General features: G+C 72.7%; 19 protein-coding genes, 1 tRNA gene and 1 pseudogene. 12 read left to right on the top strand and 9 right to left on the bottom strand.

Annotated elements, in window-relative coordinates; all coding sequences use genetic code 11:
* Window positions 1-183 precede the first annotated feature (183 nt).
* Both GA0070558_RS30850 and GA0070558_RS30845 read right to left on the bottom strand, forming a co-directional pair.
* The gene (locus GA0070558_RS30850) at window positions 184-1572 is read right to left on the bottom strand and encodes an IS1380 family transposase (RefSeq protein WP_176734104.1); all 1389 of its coding nucleotides are present in this window, start codon (window positions 1570-1572) and stop codon (window positions 184-186) included.
* Window positions 1573-1699: 127 nt separating this feature from the next.
* Window positions 1700-1944, bottom strand: a pseudogene (locus tag GA0070558_RS30845) (hypothetical protein).
* A 211-nt stretch (window positions 1945-2155) separates the two neighbouring features.
* Here GA0070558_RS30845 and GA0070558_RS33115 point away from each other — a divergent pair.
* The 4 genes from GA0070558_RS33115 (at window position 2156) to GA0070558_RS30830 (ending at window position 7394) form a co-directional block, all read left to right on the top strand.
* Window positions 2156-3361 carry a hypothetical protein gene (locus GA0070558_RS33115; protein ID WP_141722382.1) on the top strand — a complete coding sequence of 402 codons (1206 nt, stop codon included), beginning with the start codon at window positions 2156-2158 and terminating at the stop codon, window positions 3359-3361.
* A 1074-nt stretch (window positions 3362-4435) separates the two neighbouring features.
* Window positions 4436-5980 carry a replication initiator gene (locus GA0070558_RS30840; protein ID WP_091286472.1) on the top strand — a complete coding sequence of 515 codons (1545 nt, stop codon included), beginning with the start codon at window positions 4436-4438 and terminating at the stop codon, window positions 5978-5980.
* The gene (locus GA0070558_RS30835; protein WP_091286483.1) at window positions 5977-6174 is read left to right on the top strand and encodes an excisionase family DNA-binding protein; all 198 of its coding nucleotides are present in this window, start codon (window positions 5977-5979) and stop codon (window positions 6172-6174) included. Before GA0070558_RS30840 ends, GA0070558_RS30835 begins: the two co-directional genes overlap by 4 nt.
* Entirely contained in the window at window positions 6174-7394 is a 1221-nt protein-coding gene (locus tag GA0070558_RS30830; RefSeq protein ID WP_091286470.1) for a tyrosine-type recombinase/integrase, read from the top strand. The genes GA0070558_RS30835 and GA0070558_RS30830 overlap by 1 nt, the downstream gene beginning before the upstream one ends.
* Window positions 7395-7469: 75 nt before the next feature.
* Here the strand turns inward: GA0070558_RS30830 and GA0070558_RS30825 are convergent.
* Both GA0070558_RS30825 and GA0070558_RS30820 read right to left on the bottom strand, forming a co-directional pair.
* Window positions 7470-7541 (bottom strand) — tRNA-Val (locus GA0070558_RS30825).
* Window positions 7542-7591: 50 nt separating this feature from the next.
* Window positions 7592-8146, bottom strand: coding sequence for a TIGR02611 family protein (locus GA0070558_RS30820; protein WP_091286467.1), 555 nt, complete (start codon window positions 8144-8146; stop codon window positions 7592-7594).
* A 296-nt stretch (window positions 8147-8442) separates the two neighbouring features.
* On the opposite strand from GA0070558_RS30820, the gene GA0070558_RS30815 reads away from it, so the two are divergent.
* The gene (locus GA0070558_RS30815; protein ID WP_007075525.1) at window positions 8443-8874 is read left to right on the top strand and encodes an SsgA family sporulation/cell division regulator; all 432 of its coding nucleotides are present in this window, start codon (window positions 8443-8445) and stop codon (window positions 8872-8874) included.
* A gap of 81 nt (window positions 8875-8955) precedes the next feature.
* On the opposite strand, the gene GA0070558_RS30810 is transcribed toward GA0070558_RS30815, so the two are convergent.
* Complete coding sequence (locus GA0070558_RS30810; RefSeq protein ID WP_091286480.1) at window positions 8956-9732, bottom strand: RhlG family 3-oxoacyl-ACP reductase; 777 nt, start codon at window positions 9730-9732, stop codon at window positions 8956-8958.
* Window positions 9733-9911: 179 nt separating this feature from the next.
* Here GA0070558_RS30810 and GA0070558_RS30805 point away from each other — a divergent pair, with 179 nt between their 5' ends.
* Together GA0070558_RS30805 and GA0070558_RS30800 are read left to right on the top strand one after the other, a co-directional pair.
* Complete coding sequence (locus GA0070558_RS30805) at window positions 9912-10808, top strand: helix-turn-helix transcriptional regulator (protein WP_091286465.1); 897 nt, start codon at window positions 9912-9914, stop codon at window positions 10806-10808.
* Window positions 10809-10829: 21 nt separating this feature from the next.
* Window positions 10830-11285 carry an RrF2 family transcriptional regulator gene (locus tag GA0070558_RS30800; RefSeq protein WP_043962626.1) on the top strand — a complete coding sequence of 152 codons (456 nt, stop codon included), beginning with the start codon at window positions 10830-10832 and terminating at the stop codon, window positions 11283-11285.
* 64 nt (window positions 11286-11349) lie between these two features.
* On the opposite strand, the gene GA0070558_RS30795 is transcribed toward GA0070558_RS30800, so the two are convergent.
* A complete protein-coding gene (locus GA0070558_RS30795) occupies window positions 11350-11889 on the bottom strand; it encodes a flavin reductase family protein (protein WP_091286462.1) in 540 nt (179 codons plus the stop codon).
* Between the two features lie 317 nt (window positions 11890-12206).
* Between GA0070558_RS30795 and GA0070558_RS30790 the strand changes: the two genes are divergently transcribed.
* Window positions 12207-12386, top strand: a complete 180-nt coding sequence (locus GA0070558_RS30790) for a DUF4236 domain-containing protein (protein WP_007075522.1) — start codon at window positions 12207-12209, stop codon at window positions 12384-12386.
* 139 nt (window positions 12387-12525) lie between these two features.
* A complete protein-coding gene (locus GA0070558_RS30785; protein WP_091286459.1) occupies window positions 12526-13071 on the top strand; it encodes a potassium channel family protein in 546 nt (181 codons plus the stop codon).
* Here GA0070558_RS30785 and GA0070558_RS30780 read toward each other — a convergent pair.
* Both GA0070558_RS30780 and GA0070558_RS30775 read right to left on the bottom strand, forming a co-directional pair.
* On the bottom strand, window positions 13037-13954 hold the full coding sequence (locus GA0070558_RS30780; RefSeq protein WP_091286456.1) for a hypothetical protein: 918 nt from the start codon (window positions 13952-13954) through the stop codon (window positions 13037-13039). The two genes, GA0070558_RS30785 and GA0070558_RS30780, sit on opposite strands and share 35 nt — an antisense overlap.
* A gap of 61 nt (window positions 13955-14015) precedes the next feature.
* Window positions 14016-14537 carry a VOC family protein gene (locus tag GA0070558_RS30775; RefSeq protein WP_043962622.1) on the bottom strand — a complete coding sequence of 174 codons (522 nt, stop codon included), beginning with the start codon at window positions 14535-14537 and terminating at the stop codon, window positions 14016-14018.
* Window positions 14538-14586: 49 nt separating this feature from the next.
* Here GA0070558_RS30775 and GA0070558_RS30770 point away from each other — a divergent pair, with 49 nt between their 5' ends.
* Together GA0070558_RS30770 and GA0070558_RS30765 are read left to right on the top strand one after the other, a co-directional pair.
* Entirely contained in the window at window positions 14587-15048 is a 462-nt protein-coding gene (locus tag GA0070558_RS30770; RefSeq protein ID WP_077936924.1) for a MarR family winged helix-turn-helix transcriptional regulator, read from the top strand.
* 57 nt (window positions 15049-15105) lie between these two features.
* The gene (locus GA0070558_RS30765; RefSeq protein ID WP_091286451.1) at window positions 15106-16932 is read left to right on the top strand and encodes a tetratricopeptide repeat protein; all 1827 of its coding nucleotides are present in this window, start codon (window positions 15106-15108) and stop codon (window positions 16930-16932) included.
* A gap of 71 nt (window positions 16933-17003) precedes the next feature.
* Here the strand turns inward: GA0070558_RS30765 and GA0070558_RS30760 are convergent, their stop codons facing one another.
* The gene (locus tag GA0070558_RS30760) at window positions 17004-17630 is read right to left on the bottom strand and encodes an SGNH/GDSL hydrolase family protein (protein WP_091286448.1); all 627 of its coding nucleotides are present in this window, start codon (window positions 17628-17630) and stop codon (window positions 17004-17006) included.
* Between the two features lie 181 nt (window positions 17631-17811).
* On the opposite strand from GA0070558_RS30760, the gene GA0070558_RS30755 reads away from it, so the two are divergent.
* Window positions 17812-20109: a HelD family protein gene (locus tag GA0070558_RS30755; RefSeq protein WP_500862226.1), complete on the top strand. Its 2298-nt coding sequence runs from the start codon at window positions 17812-17814 to the stop codon at window positions 20107-20109.
* The last annotated feature ends 32 nt before the right edge of the window (window positions 20110-20141 follow it).

The raw sequence follows: 20141 nt of genomic DNA, 5'->3' as shown, positions 1-20141 counted from the left end.
AGCCTCGATCCACCGACGCGGTTCGTGATGATCGCGGTTGAATAGCTCTGATATCGGGTGTTTTTGGGGGTACGACGGAATCGCCGATTACGTGATCGGCTTGCTCCGGGCAGGGTTGTGCGGGGGTGGGGCGGGGTTCGTGGCCTGTGGTCGGGCCGCCTGGTTCCGGCCGGTATGCGGTGGTCAGCCGGGTGCGGCGCGAACGGCGGTGAACAGGTTCTCGAATCCGGCTTGCCAGGGCCAGTGCTCGGGTAGGTGCAGGTGGGTGGTGCGGGCCCGGTGCGCGAGGCGGGCGGCGACGGTGATGATCCGGGTCCGGATCGTGGTGGTCCGGGCGGTCGTCCAGGCGCCGGCGGCGAGGTGACCGGCGGCCCGGGTGAGGTTGTGGGCGATGCCGGCGCAGGTCAGCCAGGCGGCGTTGGCGTTGAACCGGCCGGACGGCAGGTGCGCGAGCGGGCCGGCGATCAGGTCGGCGTTGATCTGTTCGATGACCGCGTGCTGGCGGTGCTGGGCTTCGGCCTGCACGAGGGTGAACGGGTTGTCGGTGAACACCGCGTGATATCGGTAGGCCGGCAGGAGTTTTTGCTGGCCCGGGGCTTGAGTGGGGTCGTCGCGGCGGATGCGGCGCACGATCAGCCGGGCGGTCGCCGCGTGGCGGGTGCCGGCGAACGCGGTGTATTCGGTTTCGGCGATCTGCGCGTCGGAGATCCACCGTTGTTCCTGCTCGTCCCAGATGGCCTGCGGATACCGGATGCCGGTCCACTGGTCATCGTCGATGCTGTCGCAGGCCGTGCGGATCTTGGTGTCGATGCGGGTGGTGACCGAGAACCGCACCTGGTGGCGTCGGCAGGTGCTGATGACGGCCTTGGCGTAGAACGCCGAGTCGGCTCGTACGACGATCTCGCCGGTCGCGCCGCAGGCGCGGGCGGTGGTGATGGTCTCGGCGATCATGCTGGCAGCGCCCTTGCTGGAGCCGGTGTCACCCGAGCGCAGCCTCGTGGCGGCGACGACCGGCGCCGTCAGCGGGGTGGACAGTGTCGCGATGAGGGGGTTGTAGCCGCGTAGGTAGACGTTGTAGCCGCCGACCTTGGCGTGACCGAACCCGATGCCCTGCTTCTGTTTGCCGTAGACCCGCCGCAGCATCGAGTCGATGTCCACGAAGCACAGCGTGTCCGCGCCGGCCAGTAGCGGTGTCCGGGCGGCGAGGCCGATCAGGGTGTCGCGGGCGGCGGCCTGCAACTGCCGCACATGCCCGTGGGTGAACGTGCGCAGGAACGACCCGAGCGTCGAGGGTGCGTACACGCTGGTGAACAGTGAGCGCATGCCGCCGTGCCGGGCCACGTCGAGGTCATCGATGCTGTCCGCGCCCGCGATCATCCCGGCCACGATCGTGGCGACCTTGCCGGCCGGATTCGCGCCCTTGTCCGTCGGCAGGCGCACCCGGCCGGCGACCGCGTCGTGCAGACCGGCCTGCTCGGCCAGGCGCATCACCGGCACCAGGCCGGCGCACGACACCAGATTCGCGTCGTCGAACGTCACCGCCGTCACCGGCGCGTCATAGCGTAATCTCACCTGCGAGGTGCCCTCTCGAACCGAGCGATAGAAGCCTGAAGAACTCCTATCCTTCCAGTTCAGAGGGCGCTTTCTATATCCGGGGTCCCCTCGAACCGACCTTCATCGGTGGATCGAGGCTCAGGCCCTAGTCCTCCGAGTGCCTACGTCCGTGCGCAAGTCGTCGGAGCTTGCGCTCGTACTGGCCGGCGTAGGAACGCTGCGCCTGATCCATCGCTCGCGCGTCCGGATCACTGGCCGACTCCTAGTAGTAGACCTCGGCCGGGTCCTGGTCCTCGTCGACCAGACGCGCGAGTGCTTCGCGGTCGCGCTCGATCGAACCCGCTGCTCGTATACGAGCCCGCCAGGCTATGCCTGTGGGTCCTCCTCCATGGCATAGACCGTAGTGGCGTAGTGCCTGTACCGACAGCCGCTAGGCAGGTGGGACCGCCAGTTCGGAAGGTGCCTCGATTTCGAGGTAGTCCTGCCCCCGTGTTGGTGATCAGGCTGGCTCCGCTTGGCGAGTCGCCGCACTCGACCGGTACCTCTTGCGGGCGGCCCCTACCCTGACTCTGACCGTCCGGCGGGACACTGGGGAGTCGGCTTGCCAACCTTCGAAGTTGAGGTCATCTCTGACCCAATCAGGCTTGTGCCCAACAACGGCTTCGACTTTAACTCTCCCTGGCTGAGGGAGTCTCCGGGCTATGACACGCGGCTGGTAAAGCCGGCGATCCTTTTCGCCGATCATGTCAATTTGGTTAGCTCTAGATCCACGGTACATCACTTCATCGGCATGCACGGTTGGCGCATCCTCAATATGCCCATGCGCCAGATGAACGCGTTCCTTAATCTGTCGATCGAGCGCGATCCGGCAGACTTAGAGAATCTTGGCCTCACTGCAGATGATCTGGCCAACCCGGAAGAGGCAAGTACAGTCAACGACGCCATGAGGCGATGCGACACTAACGAAGAACTCCGTCACGCCTTCTCGACTGTTGTCATTCCTTTCTTCGAACGACATTCAGATCAGTCTTCCAAGATGGTCGAAGCATTCAGTCGACTGTGGCGCGATAGGCACGAGATGCTTATTGCCCCCGATCTAGCCCCTGCCATAGATCGACAGGTGCTGACAGTACAAGGGTGGGTTGAAGACCTTCCACCACAGGAGCGCATGTTCCTAGCGAACGAGGAGTTCCTGGAAGAGAGCTTTGCGGGGATGCTAGAGAGGCTGCAAGACCCGCGCAGGCTTGCCCTCATGGACCCCAGCATTGCCGCACCAGAGCCGAACGTTAACTACGAGACCACCCCTACGCCTGCATTTCTAGGAAATGCTATCGTGTCTCGAATTCAGGGCCTTGATGACCTCCCAATGATCGAGGTCTTGGATCTACGAGAAGAATTGAAAGATTATCTACCGCATTTCCGCAGCGAAATCGTCAGCTTGTCGCAGGATGTTGCGCAGATGACGTCAAGTCAAGAGATAGCGGCCGAATTGGATCTCCGGTGGTATCGGGATATCGCGCCCGCGATGGAAGAGATTCGAAGGGAAATAGCGACAGCAAGATATCCGAGGAGGCTAGTCGATGCTCTCACGTCGGACCCGGCCACCATTGCCTCGGGAGCGGGAGCGCTGACGATAGCTGCTGGCGGGCTGGCGATTGGCCTAAGCGCACTACTGCCGGCAGTCGCCGCAGCGGCTTACCCGTTCCTGAAGGCAAAAGCCTTGCGAGATCAGGGGCTAGAGAAAGCGCAAACAAACAAGCTCTTCTTCTTGTATGCATTACAGAACCGCTTATCAACGGGTAGCTGAAGCTGGCGATGCCACCGCATCGGTGTCTCATCCCGTCTGCCGTCGACCCGCACTCCGTGGAGCGGGCCGCCGCCCGGCCCGCCACGTCAAGACGGCCTTGACGCTCGTACGGACGCTGGCGGGTCGGGCGGTGGTCTGCTCGGCTCGCCCGGGTCGACGGTGGGCGGGATGGCTCCCACCGCAACCACCCACGGACCGCAAGCCGCCGACGGACCCCCGGCCATCCTGGAGCCGGAGCGCCCCCGCCGGAGGCGCAGTAACCGCAACCCGCCACGGCCCGCCGGCCGCCGACGGACCCGGCGTGCGCTCCCCTACGCCGCGCGGTGCTCGCCGCGCGGCCCGGCCGGCTGCCGGCCCCGCCACCCCATCGGACAACGACCTGTCGTCACTCGGCGGCCCACCGGGCTATCCGCCCTCCGCGCCAGCCGCCGGGCGTGTTGCGTGGCCGGAGTCGGAGCGCCAGCGCAGCGACGGGCACGCGCCCTGGCGGCGGCGCGTGCGGCCCGTCAAGGGCCGCCTTGATAGACGTACAGAAAGTCCTCCCACACCACCCGGCAGCCGGTCCGGACCAACTCGGCGCCGAGGTTCACGACGGGTTGACGAGTCGGCACCCGGTGCTACTCTGGCGGTCGTCGAGCACGCCAGTGCGGCCTTCCTGCCGGATCGCTGGGCTCGACCATGGAGATGCTGAGCGGCCTTCCTGCCGCTGATGCGGGCCAGATCCCGCCGGTTCTCGATCACGATGGCCGCGATGTCGGCCCCGGAATCCGCTGAGTGGCCCAACACGGTCGTCCCGCCGTCACGATGGCCCGGATTCGCATTCCCTCGACGGGTGGGGCTCGCCTGCGGCAACCCGCCGGATGCCGACCTCCAGGCACCCCACCCGTCCCGGCCTTACCCAGCACGGCAACCGGAAGGACCACACCTCAACGGCGGTCAGCCACACCCGCCCTCCGGCGTCAGCCGCCCTCCATGGCGGTGCCAGGAGACACCACGAACACCACCGACGGACAGCGGTCCGGCCACCGGTGGTGTTTCGTCGCCCGTCCCTGCCACCTGTCCTGAGGAGAGACCGTGTCCACCCTGCACCGTCCCGGCGTCGCCGCCGGTCGTACCGCCCAGGCCCTGCACCGGGCCGCCACCCCCGACTACTTCGGCTGGTTGGAGCACACCCGGACCGCCGGGGGTTGTGCCCGTCCGGTCCGGCTGACCGGCACCATGACCGCCGTCGACCGGGACACCGGGCGGGTCCTGGGCGAGCAGCACACCGACGAGTTGCCCGATCGGGTGCTCTACAAGGCGTGCGGCAACCGGCGTGCCGCCCAGTGCCCGGACTGCTCCTGGGTCTACGCCGGTGACGCCTTCCAGATCGTCCGCTGTGGCCTGACCGGCGGCAAGACCGTCCCCGCCACGGTGGCCCGGCACCCGGTCGTCTTCGCCACCTTCACCGCGCCGTCGTTCGGCCCGGTCCACCACCGGCACGTACCCCGGCACACCTGTGCCGACCGGCGGCGCTGCGACTGCCGACCGGCCCCCTGCCACGCCCGCCGCGATGCTGGCACCTGTCCGCACGGGCGGCCCGGGGCCTGCTTTACCCGTCACGACTCCGGCGATTCGCTGCTCGGTCGGCCGCTCTGCCTGGACTGCTACGACCACGATCACCAGGTCGTCTGGAACGTCTTCGCCGGTGAGCTGTGGCGACGCACCAAGCAGGCCGTCGAACGCCACCTCGCCGCCCTCTGCAACCGGCGCGGCATCCCCAGAGTCGAGGTCGTCACCGACTCCGGCCGGGTTCGGCGGGTGCCGCCGGTGCGGGTGTCGCACGGGAAGGTCGCCGAGATGCAGCGCCGGGGCGCGGTGCACTTCCATGTCCTGCTGCGTCTCGACGGGGTCGATCCCGGTGACCGGCACGCCCTGGTCCCGCCACCGGTCGGGATCACCGTGGACGACCTCGACGCCGCCGTGCACGCCGCCGCCCGGCAGATCACCTTCGCTACCCCGCCGCATCCCGACCGGCCGCAGGGTTGGTCGATCGCCTGGGGTGAGCAGGTCGACGTGCGCCGCATCGGCACCGGCGACGGGGACGTGACCGACGCCAGGGTGGCCGCCTACCTGGCCAAGTACGCCACCAAGGCCACCGAGGTCACCGGCCACTGCTCCACCCGGCTCACCCCGGGCACCGTCGACGCCTACGCCGATCCGGAGGGCGACCACCTGGCCCGGCTCATCGACGCCTGCTGGCGACTCGGCCGTCCCACCCGGCACCGCACCAGCGACACCGCCACCCAGCCCGAGGCCCGTCAAGGCGACCTTGACACCACACCCGACGTCTATGCCGGGCTGCGGCGGTGGGCGCACATGCTCGGCTACGGCGGTCACTTCCTCACCAAGGCCCGCCGGTACTCGGTCACCTTCGGGCTGCTCCGCGACACCCGCGCCACCTACCGCCGCGCCGATGACGGCTCCCTCAGCGTCGGCACCCTGGCCTTCGTCGGCTCCGGGTGGCTCACCGACGGGGACGCGCTGCTCGCCAACACCGCCGCCGCCCAGCACCGGGAACGCAGCCGCGTCGGCCGGGAAGAACTCGCCCACGAGACGTGGTCGGGGGTGGCGGCGTGACCCGACCCCTCACCCCACGGTGGTACTCCCCCGCCGAGGTCGCCGTCCTGCTCGGCTTCGGCATATCCAAGGTCAAGATGAAGATCGCCACCGGCGAGCTGCGCTCCATCAAGGACGGCAAGTACCGCCGCATCCTGCCCGAATGGGTCGACGACTACATCCGCGAGCAGATCGACCGGCAGGAGGCCGCCTGATGCCCGCCCGTGCCCGCGCCAACGGCGAAGGCTCGATCTTCCCCTACCGCAACGGCTTCGCCGCGTACGTCTGGGTCACCAAGCCCGACGGGAAGCGGACCCGCAAGTACGTCTACGGCAAGACCCGCGACGCCGTCCACGACAAGTGGATCAAACTGCACCAGCAGGCCAAAGCCGGACCCGTGGCGACCAGCGTGCCGACCGTGGGCAGCTTCCTCGCCTACTGGCTGACCGAGATCATCGAGCCGAACCGGGCGCCGCTCACCTACGCCACCTACGAGACGTTCGTCCGCCGCTACCTCTCCCCCGGCCTCGGCACCAAGCGACTCGACCGGCTCCAGGCACGCGACGTGCAAACCTGGCTCAACCAGGTGGCCCGCACCTGCCAGTGCTGCGCCCAGGGCAAGGACGCCGCCCGCCGCAAGGAGAAGCGACGCTGCTGCGCGGTCGGCCGGTGCTGCCAGGCGGTCCCGTCGACGCGCACGGTCAGCGACATCCGGGCCGCACTGCGCGCCGCCCTCACCCACGCCCAGGCCGAAGACCTCATCACCCGCAACCCGGCTGTCCCGGTCACCCTGGCCACCGTCCGCCGTCGACGCGGCAAGTCCTGGTCCAGCGACGAAGCACGCCGGTTCCTCGAATCGGCCCGCGCCGACGCCGATCCGCTCTACGCCGCGTACGCCCTGGTCCTCGTCACCGGCCTACGCAAAGGCGAAGCCCTCGGCCTCACCTGGGCGGACGTCGACCTCGACGCCGGGGAGCTGACCATCGGCCGGCAACTGCAACGCGTACGCGGAAAGCTCCTGCACCGCGACACCAAGACCCAGGCATCCGACGCCACCCTGCCCCTGCCCGACGTCTGCCTGGCCGCCCTCCGACTGCGCCAACACCAACGCGACGAGGCACGGGCAGCCGCCGGTAAGGCGTGGCACGACAACGACCTGGTGTTCACCACCCGCTACGGCACGCCCATCGAGCCGCGCAACTTCCAGCGCTCCTGGCAGACCCGCTGCGACAAGGCGGCAACGAAGCCGATCACCGTCCACGACGCGCGGCGGACCTGCGCCACTCTCCTGGCCGACCTCGACGTGCACCCGCGAGTCGCCATGCAGATCCTCCGGCACGCCCGCTTCTCCGTGACGATGGAGATCTACACGCAGGTGTCCTCGCAGGCGACAAGAGACGCGCTCAAGCGCCTCGGCGAATCCCTGACGCGATGACGAACTGCTGTACTTCGCTGCTGTACGGGCAGCAGAAAGGCCACCTCCCGAAGCCGGGAAGTGGCCTGAGCTGCGTGGGCGATACTGGGATCGAACCAGTGACCTCTTCGGTGTGAACGAAGCGCTCTCCCGCTGAGCTAATCGCCCTCAGCGACGATGACTCTACCTGATCGAGGGACCGGACCGCGAATCCGGGGTCAGTGCGTCGCGAGGTAGTGCAGCGCCCGAGCCACCAGGTCGATGCCGAGGCTGTACTTGAGCGACAGCCAGACGACCGTGGCGACGAAGACGAGGCCCACGGACCCGAGGACGAGGCGCACGGGCAGTGACCGGCTGGTGGCCCACCGGGTCCAGGCGTGCACGTGCCGGCGGGTGAAGGCCAGCAGCCGGCGGGCCCAGTGGAACTCGACGGCCCAGACGCCCAGCCCGGCGATGACGAGCAGCCAGCCGGGGCCGGGCAGCGGGATGAGCGCGATGCCGACGGTGACGACGATCGCACCGGCGACGGCGATGAATATCTTGAGGGCGACGCGGCCGGTGGGGTTGGCGCGGATCAGGTCGAGGGTGGTGCTGATGCGTTGCCGCAGGCGTCCGCCGCGCCGTCCGGCGACGGCCGTTCCACCCCCGGTCGACGCGTCGCCGGGTGCTCCCGGGCCGCGCCGGCCACGCTGTTGCTTCGGCACTGCGTACCCCCGCCTTTCGGCTGCCCGGACCCCGCCGTTCGGGTTTCCGGACCGGGCCGCGACATCCATTGAGGATCGGTTCGTGGTCATTTCGTCCCCCAGTGTCGCCGCGGCCCGTCACTCCATCGGACCACTGGACGTTACCGGAGTAAGTCGACGTCTGAACCAACCCCGACGCCGGGCGGGATCAAGCATTGGGCAAAACCGGATATCGTACAAGAATTTTCACATTCTAGCGGCGTTTCCGACCCTCTTCCCACCACAGGGTGAAGTCAGCGTATGGCGGAGCGTAGCCAGAGGTAGCACCTGAGTATGGGGAAAGCGGGACACGCGCGTTCCGCAGCGGTGCCGGGGGGAGAACGTCCATGAGTGTCATCCGACCGACGACCGTAGAGGTCGAGACGTCGCTAAGGCTCGTCGCGCCTGACGCCACCGCCTTGCCGGTGCGTGCCAGCCTGCGTTACGACCCTGCTGACCCGTATGCGGTCCATGTCCTGTTCCATGCCGAATCGGCCGGCGGCGAGGCGGTGAGCTGGTCGTTCGCCCGCGAGCTGCTGGTCACCGGCCTCGATGAGCCGGCCGGCATCGGCGACGTGCGGGTCTGGCCGTGGGCCACCCCGCGCGGGGACTTCGTCGCGCTGGCGCTGTCGTCCCCGGACGGCAACGCCCTGTTCGAGGTGCCGCGCAGCGTCCTGGTGCGCTTCCTGCGGCGCACCTACGTCGTCGTCCCGCGCGGCCGGGAGGCCGACCACCTGGACGTCGACACGGCGGTGACCCGGCTCCTCGCCGGTCGCTGACCACGCCACACCCGGGGCCGCGCGGATCTGCCGAGTCCGCGCGGCCCCGGGCTTTCACCCCACGGGGTACGCGCTGCGCGTTCAGCCGTGCGTCGTGACCCCGCCGTCGACGGGGATGACCGCGCCGGTCAGGTAGGCACCGGCCCGCGAGGACAGGTAGATGGCCGCGCCCGCCATGTCGTCGGGGCGACCGATGCGGCCCAGCGGCACCTGCTTCTCGATGGCCGACCGCGCCTCCGGGTCGTCCAGCGCGAACGCCATCATCTTGCTCTCGAACGGGCCGGGCGCGATCGCGTTGACGGTGATGTGCTCGCCGGCGAGCTGGTGGGCGAGGCTGCGGGTGAGCATGTGCACGGCGGCCTTCGTCGCCGAGTACGCGTAGACCTCCAGCCAGGGCACCCGGATCCCGTCGATCGAGCCGATGTTGATCACGCGGGCGGGGTCGTCGGCGCTCGCCGCCGCCCGCAGCTCGGGCAGCAGGGCGGTGGTGAGCCGGAAGACGGCCTTGACGTTGACGGCCCACAGCTTGTCGAAGGCGCTCTCCGGGTACGCCTCCAGCGGCGCACCCCAGGTCGCCCCCGCGTTGTTGACCAGCACGTCGAGCCGGTCCGTCCGCTCGCGGACCGCTTCGGCGAGCCCGAGCGCGCCCTCGTCGCGGCTGAGGTCGGCCGGGATCGCCTCGCAGCGCCCCTCGGCGGAGAGTTCCTTGGCGACGGCCTCGCACACGTCGGCCTTGCGGGACGAGATGACCACGTGCGCGCCGGCCCGCACGAAGCCCCGGGCGATCATCAGCCCGATCCCCCGCGACCCGCCGGTGACCAGGACCGTCTTGCCTTCGACCGAGAACAGATCCGTCATGCCCATCCCCTCGCTGTTCGGCGGGCCGCCGGGCACCCGCCGGACCCGGGCACTACCGATCGGTAACGTAGCCCGCCGGCCGCACCCCGACAAGCCACCCGGCCGACCGGGAAGGCAAAGCGGCCCTGGCAGTCCCGCCGGGATGCGACCGTCCCGCGCGCGGGATACCGTCGCAGACGATGATCCCCTCCGGTCAGCTTCCCCCGGCAACCCGCGTCGACGCCTCCCCACCCCGACCCGACGACATCACGACGCTCGCCCTCGGCGACCTCGCCGAGGGCGTCGAGTGGCGACGCCCGGTGCTGCTCGACGCGGACCTGGTCGTCCTCGTCACCGGCGGCCACGGCACCGCCGAGCTGGACTTCCGGCCGCTGCCCTGCCGCCCCGGCACGCTGCTGCGGGCCCGCCCCGGCCAGGCGCTGCGGTGCGAGGCCACCCGGCTCGACGCGGTGGTGGTGCGCTGGTCGGCCACGGCCCTGCGGGGCCTCGACGTCGACGCCGCCGCCGACGTGCCCGCCCACTGGCAGCTCGCGGGCGAGGACGCCGACGTGCTGCGCAACGAGGTCACCCAGCTGGTGGTGGACTGCCGGCGGCAGCCGGACGTGCCCGCCGCCCGCGCGCTGGTGCGGCACCGGCTCGCCGTGCTGCTGCTGCGGCTGGCGCTGCTGCCGCCGGCCCCGACGGGCGGGGACGCGGCCGGGGCCGGGCCACGCACCGAGAACGCCACGTTCCGCCGGCTCCGCCAGGAGGTCGAGCGCGGCTACCAGCACACCCGGCGGGTGGAGGACTATGCGGCCCGGATCGGCTGCTCGGTGCGTACCCTCACCCGGGCCTGCCTGGCGGCGACCGGGCGCAGCGCGAAGCAGGTGATCGACGACCGGGTGGCGCTGGAGGCCAGCCGGCTGCTGGCCGCGACCGACGAGCCGATCGCCCGGATCGGTCGCCGGCTCGGCTTCCCGGAGCCGACGAACTTCGGCCGGTTCTTCACCCGCGAGGTGGGCCTGAGCCCGGGTGCGTTCCGGTCGGCGCGGGGCGGGCCGGCCGGTAACGGCCGCCCACCGGCCCGGCGGGGATGACAGGGCGGGCATGATGAGTGGGTGCAGATCTCCGCGCGCGGCGACTACGCGGTACGGGCGGCCCTGAGCTTGGCCACCGCGTACCCTTCCCTGCTGTCGACCCAGGCCATCGCGGCGGAGCAGGACATGCCCCGCAAGTTCCTGGAGGCGGTCCTGGCGGACCTGCGCCGGGCCGGGCTGGTCCGGGCCCAGCGGGGCGCCGAGGGCGGCTACACGCTGGCCCGGCCACCGAAGGAGATCACGATAGGGGCGATCCTGCGCGCGGTCGACGGCCCGCTGGCCGGGGTGCGGGGCATGCGGCCCGAGGAGACCAGCTACGACGGGGCGGCGGAGAACCTGCCCCGGCTCTGGGTGGCCGTGCGGGCGGCGGTGCGGCAGGTGGTCGACGAGGTGAGCCTGGCGGAGATGGCCAGCGGTCGGCTGCCGGGCCACGTGCGGCGGCTGATCGCCCGGCCCGACGCGTGGGAGCCCCGCTGACCCCCGGCGGGGTCGGACCGCGCTGAACGCGCCCGGCTGGCGCACCACCGGCGCGCCGGCGGGGTCACGCCGCGCTGAACGCGCCCCGGTGGTGCACGGGCGGGGCGCCGTCCCGCCCCGCGCCGAGGGCGAGCGGCGTGGCGATGACGACGGCGTGGTCGCCCGCCGGCACCCGGTGGGCGACGCGGCAGAGCAGCACCGCGAGCGCGCCGTCGACCAGCGGCACCCCGAACGGGCCGGGTGACCAGCCGGGGCACGCGGCGGACCGGTCGGGGCCACCGGCGGCGAGGGCGCGGGCCACGCCCTGCTGGCCGGCGGCGAGCAGGTGCACGGCCACGTGCTCGGCGCGGGCGACGGCGGGCCAGCTCGACGACGCCGTGCCCAGGCAGAACGAGACCAGTGGCGGCTCCAGCGACACGGCGGTGAACGAGGTCGCCGTGAACGCGGCCGGGGACAGCGCGGGCCGGCCCCGGCGGGCGGGGCGGCCGGGCGTGGTGACCACGGCGACCGTGGCCGCCTGCGGGTGCAGGAGGGCCCGGAGCAGGTCGGTGTCGACCGGCCGCAGCTCGGTGGGCCCGGTCGCGGGCCCGTCCACGGTGGTCATGTCGGCCGCCGCGCGGGACGCCGCCGGTCGGCGTGCCCGCCAAAGAGCCCGTCCCGCTGCGCCATGACCCCATGGTGCCGCCGCCTCCGGCGACCGGTCAACGCCCTACCACAGGATGAGATGCGCGTCGCTTCTCGCTCGTGAATCCGTTTCATGCAGCGCAAACAAGATCCGAACGCCCATCTGTTGACTAGGGATTCCCGATCGGGCCGGGTCCTGCGGCGGCGTCCAGTGCGGACAGACGTGGGTTTCCCGGATCGGCGTTGCGGGCATGTTCGAGTCCGACACGGCAGGGAAGGTCACGAAGGGAGCCTGCGATGGGTCTGATGTTCCGCAAGCGCAAGAAGTACGGCCCGATCATCCTGAACTTCACCGAGAACGGGTTCTCGTCCTGGAGCATCAAGATCGGCCGCTGGTCGTGGAACTCCCGCGCCAAGGCGCACCGCGTCGACCTGCCCGGCCCGCTGTCGTGGAAGCAGGACAAGTCCCGGGCGTGACGTCCCGGGGTCAAACGGGGTGCCGGTGGACCACCGGCACCCCGTTCCGTGTCTGACCCCCCGCACCCCGCCGGCCGACGGGCGGCCCGGGTTGGCCGAATCGCCGCCGGGGCCCGGAAAGGCGGCGGAGAATCGCCGCATGACGGGGGACGGGGCACCGGAACGCACGGGGGAAGACTCGCCGCGACGCCAGCGCCGGGTGGCGACGTTGGCGTCCCTCCTGCTGCTGGGTGCCTACTTCGTGGTGCCCGTCGAGCAGGACCCGAACGGGCTGCGGCTGGCCGCGCGCAGCGTCGCCACGGTCGCGTTGGTGGCCGTCGACGCGTGGCTGGTCACCCACCTGGTGCGCCGGCAGCTCGCCGTGGCCGACGACCCCGAGCAGGTGCAGGTCCGCTCGCTGCTGCAACTCGCGGTAGCCCTGATCGGGGGCCTGCTCGCGTTCGCCCTGGCCGACTACGTGATCGCCCGCAGCGCCCCGGGCGAGTTCGTCAACCTGACCACCCGGATCGACGCGCTCTATTTCACGCTGGCCACCCTCACCACGGTCGGCTACGGCGACGTGCACGCGCAGGGCCAGTTCGCCCGGGTCGCGGTCTGCGTGCAGATGGTCTTCACCATCGGCGTGGTCACCACGGGGGTGTCCATCGTGGTCAGGCAGCTGGCCCGCCAGGCCGGACGGCGCTGATCAGCACGTCCCCGCCGAGCTTGCCGTGCTCCGGGTCGCGGGCCACCGCGCCCGTGTCGAGCAGGTCGGCCACGGCCCGGTTGGCGTCCGCCGCCCGGTAGACGGTCGAGGTGAGGGCGAACCGGCGCAGCTCGGTCACCGTGCGGGGGCCACGGGCCAGCTCGGCCAGGAGTTCCCGGCCCAGCGGCCCCGGGTCCGCCTCCGGCCCGATGTCGACAGCCCGCCCCTGCGGGTCGGCCGGGTCGCGGTAGCGGACGCCGGTGGGCCCGTCGGCCGCCCACAGGGCGTCCTTGAACGCCTGGAGGCTGCGGTCCGACCCGGTCGCGAACGCCAGCCGCAGCCCCTCGTCGCCAGCGGAGCCCGGCGGGGTCGGCGCGGTGAGCAGGTCGACCTCGGTCACCAGCGGGAAGCCGGCGGCGTCCAGCGCCGGCCGCAGGGGCGCGTCGGGCGCGGTGACCAGCAGCAGGTCGGCGGGGCGGCCGGACCGGGCGGCGGCCAGCAGCGCCGGCGTCGGTGCCGCGCCATGGGCCAGGGTCAGCAGCGGCGCGCCGGCCGCGCCGGCCGCCTTCAGGGCCACGGGCAGCCGAGCCGGGTCGCCGGGCACCACGTGCACGGCCACCTCGGCGGGCAGCGTCGACTCGACCGCGCCGAGGCGGGCCGGGAGGGTCTCGTCGCCCTCGGCGAGCACGAGGACGGTCAGCCGGAACCCGCGCAGCCGGTCGGCGTGCTCCCCCACCACCCGCAGCGCGGCGTCCGCGCCACCGGCGTCGGTCCCGGCGTACGCCAGGGCGAGGGTGGCCCGCCGTGCGCGGTGCAGCGCTGCGGGCAACCAGGCGTCGAGCTGTCGGACGAGCAGCTCGCGGAGGACGGCGTCGGTCGGCATCCTGCCGTTCTACCGCACCGCCCGCCGCGCGGGTGCGGCGATCCCGGTGTCGGCGCGGCGGTCAGGCCGGGACAGAAATCCCGACGCCGCCCCGGGTCTGCCCGCCGTAGCGCTGCCGCTCGCGGTCGAGGTCGAGGCGGCCGATCCGCTTGCGGGCGGTGAGCGCGGCATCGTCGAGCAGGTCGGCCGGCACCAGCCAGACGATCTCGAACTCCAGCCCGTCGGGGTCCTTGCCGTAGAGGCTCTTGGTGGTGCCGTGGTCGGAGCTGCCGGCCAGGGCACCCGCGGCGGCGAGCCGCTGGGCGGTGACGGCCAGCTCGTCGAGGGTGTCGACCTCCCAGGCCAGGTGGTAGAGGCCGACGGTGGCCCGGCCGGCGGTGGAGCGCCCGGCGGCCCGGCCGATCTCGAACAGGCCGAGGTCGTGGTCGTTGGTGGAGCCGGGGGCCTGGAGGAACGCGGCGCCCCGGAACCCGTCCGGGGTCATCGGGATGGCCCGGAAGCCGAGGACGTCGCGGTAGAAGGCGACGCTGCGCTCCAGGTCGCTGACGTAGAGGACGGCGTGGTTGAGGCGGTGGATTCCCATGACCCCACCCTAGCGCGATTTAGTTGAGCGCTCAACAATAGCCCGTATGATGGTGGTCATGACCCGCTGGCTGAACCCCGACGAGCAGCGCACCTGGCGGGCGTACCTGGCCGCCTCGCGGGCGCTGATGGAGAAGCTCGACCGCGAGCTGCAGCGCGACGCCGGCATGCCGCACGCCTACTACGAGATCCTGGTCCGGCTCTCCGAGGCCCCCGACCGGCGGCTGCGGATGAGCGACCTGGCCGACGCCACCGGCTCATCCCGCAGCCGGCTCTCGCACGCCGCCGCCCGGCTGGAGGCGTCCGGCTGGATCCGGCGCGAGGACTGCCCCACCGACCGGCGCGGGCAGATCGCCGTGCTCACCGACGCCGGGTTCGCCACGCTGGCCGCCGCCGCGCCCGGCCACGTCGAGGGGGTGCGCCGGCACCTCTTCGACGCGCTCAGCCCCGCCCAGGTCGACCAGTTGCACCGGATCAGCGAGACGATGCTGGACCACCTGACCGAAGGATGACCGAATCGCGATCGTCGGGGGGTTGTACTTATTGTCGCGGTGCGGCCACGATGGGGCGTGTCCCCCGCCTTCGGTGAATTGACCGGCCAGGCGCACCAGCTGGTGTCCGCCGGCGACCTGGCCGGCGCGCAACAGCTGCTCTCCGATGCGCTGAGCGACGCCGACCCCCGCCCCGACCACGCCTCGCCCGAGCTGGCCGAAGCCGCCGGCCTCCAGGCCCGCGTGCTGGTAGCGCTGGGCGAGCCGCACTCCGCGCGCGGCTGGGCCGCCTTCGCGTACGCGGCGGCGACCCGGCTGCACGGCCGCGACGATCCGCGCACCGTGGCGGCGGCGGCCACCCTCGCGGCGGTGCTGCACCGGGTCGGCAGCTACGCCCGCGCCGCCCGGCTCTACTCCGACGTCATCATCGAGTTGACCGCGTCCGACGGGCCCGAGTCGCTGCGGGTGCTGGCCGCCCACGCCGACCTGGCCACGGTGGAATACGCGCGGGGCCAGTGCGAGGTGGCCCGCGAACGCCTCCAGGACGCCTGGGAGCTGCACCGCGAGGTCTACGGCGACGGGCACCCCAGCGGCATCAAGATGCTGGCCCGGCTCGGGTCGATGCAGCGCGACTGCGGGGAGTTCGCCGACTCCCACGACACCCTGACCCTGGCCCGGGAGCTGTGCCGGCAGCACCTCGCCGCCGACGACCCGCTCGCCGCACAGGTGGCGGCCCTGGCCCGCGCCGCCGCCAACCCGGACCACGTCTGCGGGCGCGCGCCCGCCGCCGAGCGGGAGGCCCCCGCCCCCGAGCCCGAGGTGCCCGTCGCGCCCACGGTGCCGGCGGCCCGCGAGGCGACGGCCGCCGAGGGTCCCCCGACGTACGAGCCGGCGTGGCCGCCCCGGGAGGAGCCCCGCCCCACCACCACGTGGCCGTCCTACGAGGAGCCGCACCCGAGCGACGACGACGCCCCGGCGTACCGGTCGGCGTGGCCGGCGCAGGAGTCGTGGTCGGCGGAGGAGTCGTGGGCGGCGGAGGAACAGCCCGCCCCGCCCGTGGTGCCCGCCCCCCGGCTCCCCCCGGACGACGACCGCTGGGCGGGCGGGGAGGCCGGGCCCTGGGCCGACGACGACCCGTGGATCCGGCAGCACGCCCGCCCCGACCCGGCGTACGCCGATCCGCGGCCGACCCACGCCGAGCGGGACGACCGGTGGCCGCAGGAGCCGGCCCGGCCGGCGGAGGGCCCCGTGCCGCCCGCGGTGCTCGGCCTCGCGGGCACGGGCTCGGACGCCCCCGCCGGGGTACGCGCCGTGGGCCCGCCCCCGCCCGCGCAGGACCGCGCCCGGCTGCTCCCGGTGCTGGTCCCCCGCCCGCCCGCGCCCCCGCCGCGCCGGCTCACCCCGCTCGTGGTGCTCGCCGGGGTGACCGTGGTGGTGCTGGGCACGGCGGCGGTGGTCGCCGGGGTGGCCCGCGTCGGCGGCACCGAGCCGGAGCCCGGCCCGTCGCCCTCGGCGACCGCCCCGCCGCAGCCCGACCCGTCCGGCGCGGGGCCCTCGGGCCGGTCCCCCGGCGCGAAGCCGTCCGGCAGGTCCCCCGGCGCGAAGTCGTCCGGCAGCCGGGCCGCCGCCTCCCCCGGCAGCCCGCCGGGCGGGGTGAGCCTGCGGGACAACCGGGAGAACATCGCGCTGCGCTGGACGTACCCGGCCGGGGCCAGCGGGCCCGTCGTGCTCGCCGGGGCACCGTCCGGGCGGCAGCCGAACGCGTTCGAGACCCTGCCGGCGGGCACCACGAGCTTCCTGGTGCACGGGCTGGACCGCACCAACGACTACTGCTTCACGGTCGCGGTGGTGTGGTCGGCGGACACGGTCGGCCGCAGCCGCCAGGTCTGCACCCGCCGCCGCTGACCGCCCGGCCGGGCGGGGGAGGCCGGAGCCGAGCCGGAGCCGGGCCGGAGCCGGAGCCGGAGCCGGAGGGGTCAGGCGCCGATGGCGGCCAGGAAGGCGTCCGCGATCACCGCGTGGCCCGGCAGTCCCGGGTGGACCCGGTCGTCGGCCCAGCGGCTCGACGGGCTGTGCGCCAGCACCCGGTCGAAGGCCGCCTGGGTGGCGACGTGCACCGCGTCGAAGTCCTTGGCGACGGCGGCCACCACCGCCGCGTAGCGGTCGGTCTCGGCGCGCTGCGGCTCGTCGACGTCCGCCTCGATGAGGAACGGGTCGGCCAGCACCAGGCGGCAGCCGGTGGTGGTCACGGCCCGGCGCAGCAGGGCGCGCAGGGTGCGCTCGTATTCGTCGATCGGCACGGCCTCGGCCTCCCGGCCGGGGCTGAACCCGCGCCAGATGTCGTTGATGCCGACCATCACGCAGAGCCAGTCGGGGCGCTCGGCGACGGCGTCGGCCTCCCAGCGGGCGGCGAGGTCGCGCACCGTGTCGCCGCCGATGCCCCGGTTGACCCAGGTCAGCCCGAGCTGCGGGTGCCGGGCGTCGACGAACGCGCGGACGAGGCTCAGGTAGCCGTCGCCGTAGGGGGCGGCGTGGTCGCGCCGGCCGCAGTCGGTGATGCTGTCCCCGATGAACACGATCCGTTGACCGGCACCCAGCAGCATGCGCGCGACTCCGTCCCGACCCGTGGCGCAGCGCCGCCCCGATCGCTTGGCCGGGGGGTCGCCGCGCGGTATCTTTGGCAGTTCAGGCACAAAAAAGGAACGGCGTGCAGAATGCCGTTCCTGACGCAATTCTAATTATTAGGGAGAAGGCTTGTCAAGGCACTCCGCGGGTCCCGACGAGCTGCGCAACGACGACGAAACCGGCCACGCTGACGAAACCGGCCACGCCGACGAGATCGGCCACGAGCAGGAGTACGTCTCCATGCTCTACGACCGGCTGGACGGCCTGCGGGAGCAGTCCGCCCGGCGGCTCGCCGAACAGCTACGCGACGGCGGCGGCACCCAGCAGGCCCGGTCCCAGCGCGACAGCGCCGTGAAGATGTACGCCGAGCAGGTCGAGCAGTACTCCGCCGTGGAGAACGGGCTGTGCTTCGGCCGGCTGGACACCGACGACGGCGCCCGCCACTACATCGGCCGGATCGGGATCTTCGACACCAGCGGCGACTACGACCCGCTGCTGATGGACTGGCGGGCCCCCGCCGCCCGCGCCTTCTACCTGGCCACCGCCGCCAACCCGCAGGGCGTGCGGCGACGCCGGCACCTGCGTACCCGGCAACGGAAGGTGGTCGCCCTCAACGACGAGGTGCTCGACCTGGCCACCGCCTCCCCCACCGCGCACGAGGAGCTGACCGGCGAGGCGTCCCTGCTCGCCGCGCTCAACGCCGGCCGCACCGGCCGGATGCGCGACATCGTCGAGACCATCCAGGCCGAGCAGGACCGGATCATCCGCGCCGACCTGCCCGGGACCCTGGTCGTGCAGGGTGGCCCCGGCACCGGCAAGACGGCTGTCGCCCTGCACCGGGCGGCGTACCTGCTCTACACCCACCGGCGGGAGCTGGCCACCCGGGGCGTGCTGCTGGTCGGCCCGAACGAGACGTTCCTGCGCTACATCTCCCAGGTGCTGCCGGCGCTGGCCGAGACGGGCGTGCTGCTGCGTACCCCCGGGGACCTGTTCCCCGGCGTCAGCGCCCGGCGGGCGGAGCCGGCAGCCACGGCGGCGCTCAAGGGCCGGGCGGAGATGGTGGAGGTGCTGGCCGCGGCCGTGCGGGACCGGCAGTGGGTGCCCGACGAGCCGCTGGAGATCGAGGTCGAGCGGGAGGTGCTGCCGCTGGCCCCGGAGACCGTGCGGGCCGCCCGGGACCGGGCCCGCCGCTCCGGACGGCCACACAACCTGGCCCGGGCGGTCTTCGACGTCGAGGTCGTGCACGCTCTCGCCGCCCAGGTCGCCGAGCGTATCGGCGCGGACCCGCTCGGCGGGGCCAACCTCCTGGAGGAGGCCGACGTCGCGGAGATCCGCCGGGAGCTGCGCGAGGAGCCCGGCGTACGGGCCGCCCTGGACCAGCTCTGGCCGGTGCTCACCCCGCAGCGCCTGCTCGCCGACCTCTACGCCGACCCGGACCGCATCGCCGCCGCCACCCCCGGCTGGAGCGACGCCGACCGGGCGGCGCTGCGCCGCGAGCCGGGCGGCTGGACCCCGGCCGACGTGCCGCTGCTGGACGAGGCCGCCGAACTGCTCGGCGAGGACGACCGGGCCGCCGAGGCCCGCCGGGCCCGGCTGCGCGCCCTGCAACGCGAGTACGCCGAGGGCGTGCTGGAGATCGCCCGGGGCTCCCGGTCGATCGACGTGGAGGACGAGGCGGAGGGCGGCGAGATCCTCGGGGTCGCCGACCTGCTGGACGCCGACCGGCTGCTGGAGCGGCAGCAGTCCAGCGACGGGCTGACCACCGCCCAGCGGGCCGCCGCCGACCGGAGCTGGGCGTTCGGTCACGTCATCATCGACGAGGCGCAGGAGCTGTCGCCGATGGCCTGGCGGCTGCTGATGCGCCGCTGCCCCAGCCGGTCGATGACGATCGTCGGGGACGTGGCGCAGACCGGCGCGCTCGCCGGCACCCCGTCGTGGGGCGAGGCCCTGGAGCCGTACGTGGCGCAGCGGTGGCGGCTGGAGGAGCTGACGGTCAGCTACCGCACCCCCGCCGAGATCATGGCGGTGGCGGCCGGGGTGCTGGCCGATATCGACCCGCACCTGCGTCCGCCCCGCTCGGTGCGCCGCAGCGGGGTGCCGCCGTGGGAGCGTACGGTCGCCGCCGACCGGCTGGCCGGCGAGCTGGCCGACGCCGCGGTCGCCGAGGCCGCCGACCTGACCGACGGACGGCTCGGGGTGATCGTGCCCGCCGGCCGGGTCGACGCGCTGGGCGCGGCGCTGGTGGCGGCCCTGCCCGAAGCGGCCGTCGGCGACCACCCGGAGCTGGAGAGCCGGGTGGTGCTGCTGACGGTGGCCCAGGCCAAGGGGCTGGAGTTCGACACCGTCCTGGTGGTCGACCCGGACGGGATCGTCGCCGAGTCGCCGCGCGGGCACAGCGACCTGTACGTCGCGCTGACCCGCGCCACCCAGCGCCTCGGCATCCTCCGCCCCGCCTGACCCGCCCCTCCAGCGTCCTCCGCCGCATGGGC

The sequence above is a fragment of the Micromonospora haikouensis genome, assembly GCF_900091595.1.
GTDB lineage: Bacteria > Actinomycetota > Actinomycetes > Mycobacteriales > Micromonosporaceae > Micromonospora > Micromonospora haikouensis.
The sequence above is the reverse complement of the archived record's forward strand: the minus strand, read 5'-3'. Positions and strand labels throughout refer to the sequence as shown.

Coding starts and splice junctions, on each gene's coding strand:
- GA0070558_RS30820 (WP_091286467.1), bottom strand. CDS start 8,146: ATGGATGTCGCGGCCCGGTCCGGAAACCCGAACGGCGGGGTCCGGGCA.
- GA0070558_RS30830 (WP_091286470.1), top strand. CDS start 6,174: ATGCCCGCCCGTGCCCGCGCCAACGGCGAAGGCTCGATCTTCCCCTAC.
- GA0070558_RS30775 (WP_043962622.1), bottom strand. CDS start 14,537: ATGGGAATCCACCGCCTCAACCACGCCGTCCTCTACGTCAGCGACCTG.
- GA0070558_RS30810 (WP_091286480.1), bottom strand. CDS start 9,732: ATGACGGATCTGTTCTCGGTCGAAGGCAAGACGGTCCTGGTCACCGGC.
- GA0070558_RS30805 (WP_091286465.1), top strand. CDS start 9,912: ATGATCCCCTCCGGTCAGCTTCCCCCGGCAACCCGCGTCGACGCCTCC.
- GA0070558_RS30795 (WP_091286462.1), bottom strand. CDS start 11,889: ATGACCACCGTGGACGGGCCCGCGACCGGGCCCACCGAGCTGCGGCCG.
- GA0070558_RS30790 (WP_007075522.1), top strand. CDS start 12,207: ATGGGTCTGATGTTCCGCAAGCGCAAGAAGTACGGCCCGATCATCCTG.
- GA0070558_RS30815 (WP_007075525.1), top strand. CDS start 8,443: ATGAGTGTCATCCGACCGACGACCGTAGAGGTCGAGACGTCGCTAAGG.
- GA0070558_RS30760 (WP_091286448.1), bottom strand. CDS start 17,630: ATGCTGCTGGGTGCCGGTCAACGGATCGTGTTCATCGGGGACAGCATC.
- GA0070558_RS30780 (WP_091286456.1), bottom strand. CDS start 13,954: ATGCCGACCGACGCCGTCCTCCGCGAGCTGCTCGTCCGACAGCTCGAC.
- GA0070558_RS30770 (WP_077936924.1), top strand. CDS start 14,587: ATGGTGGTCATGACCCGCTGGCTGAACCCCGACGAGCAGCGCACCTGG.
- GA0070558_RS30785 (WP_091286459.1), top strand. CDS start 12,526: ATGACGGGGGACGGGGCACCGGAACGCACGGGGGAAGACTCGCCGCGA.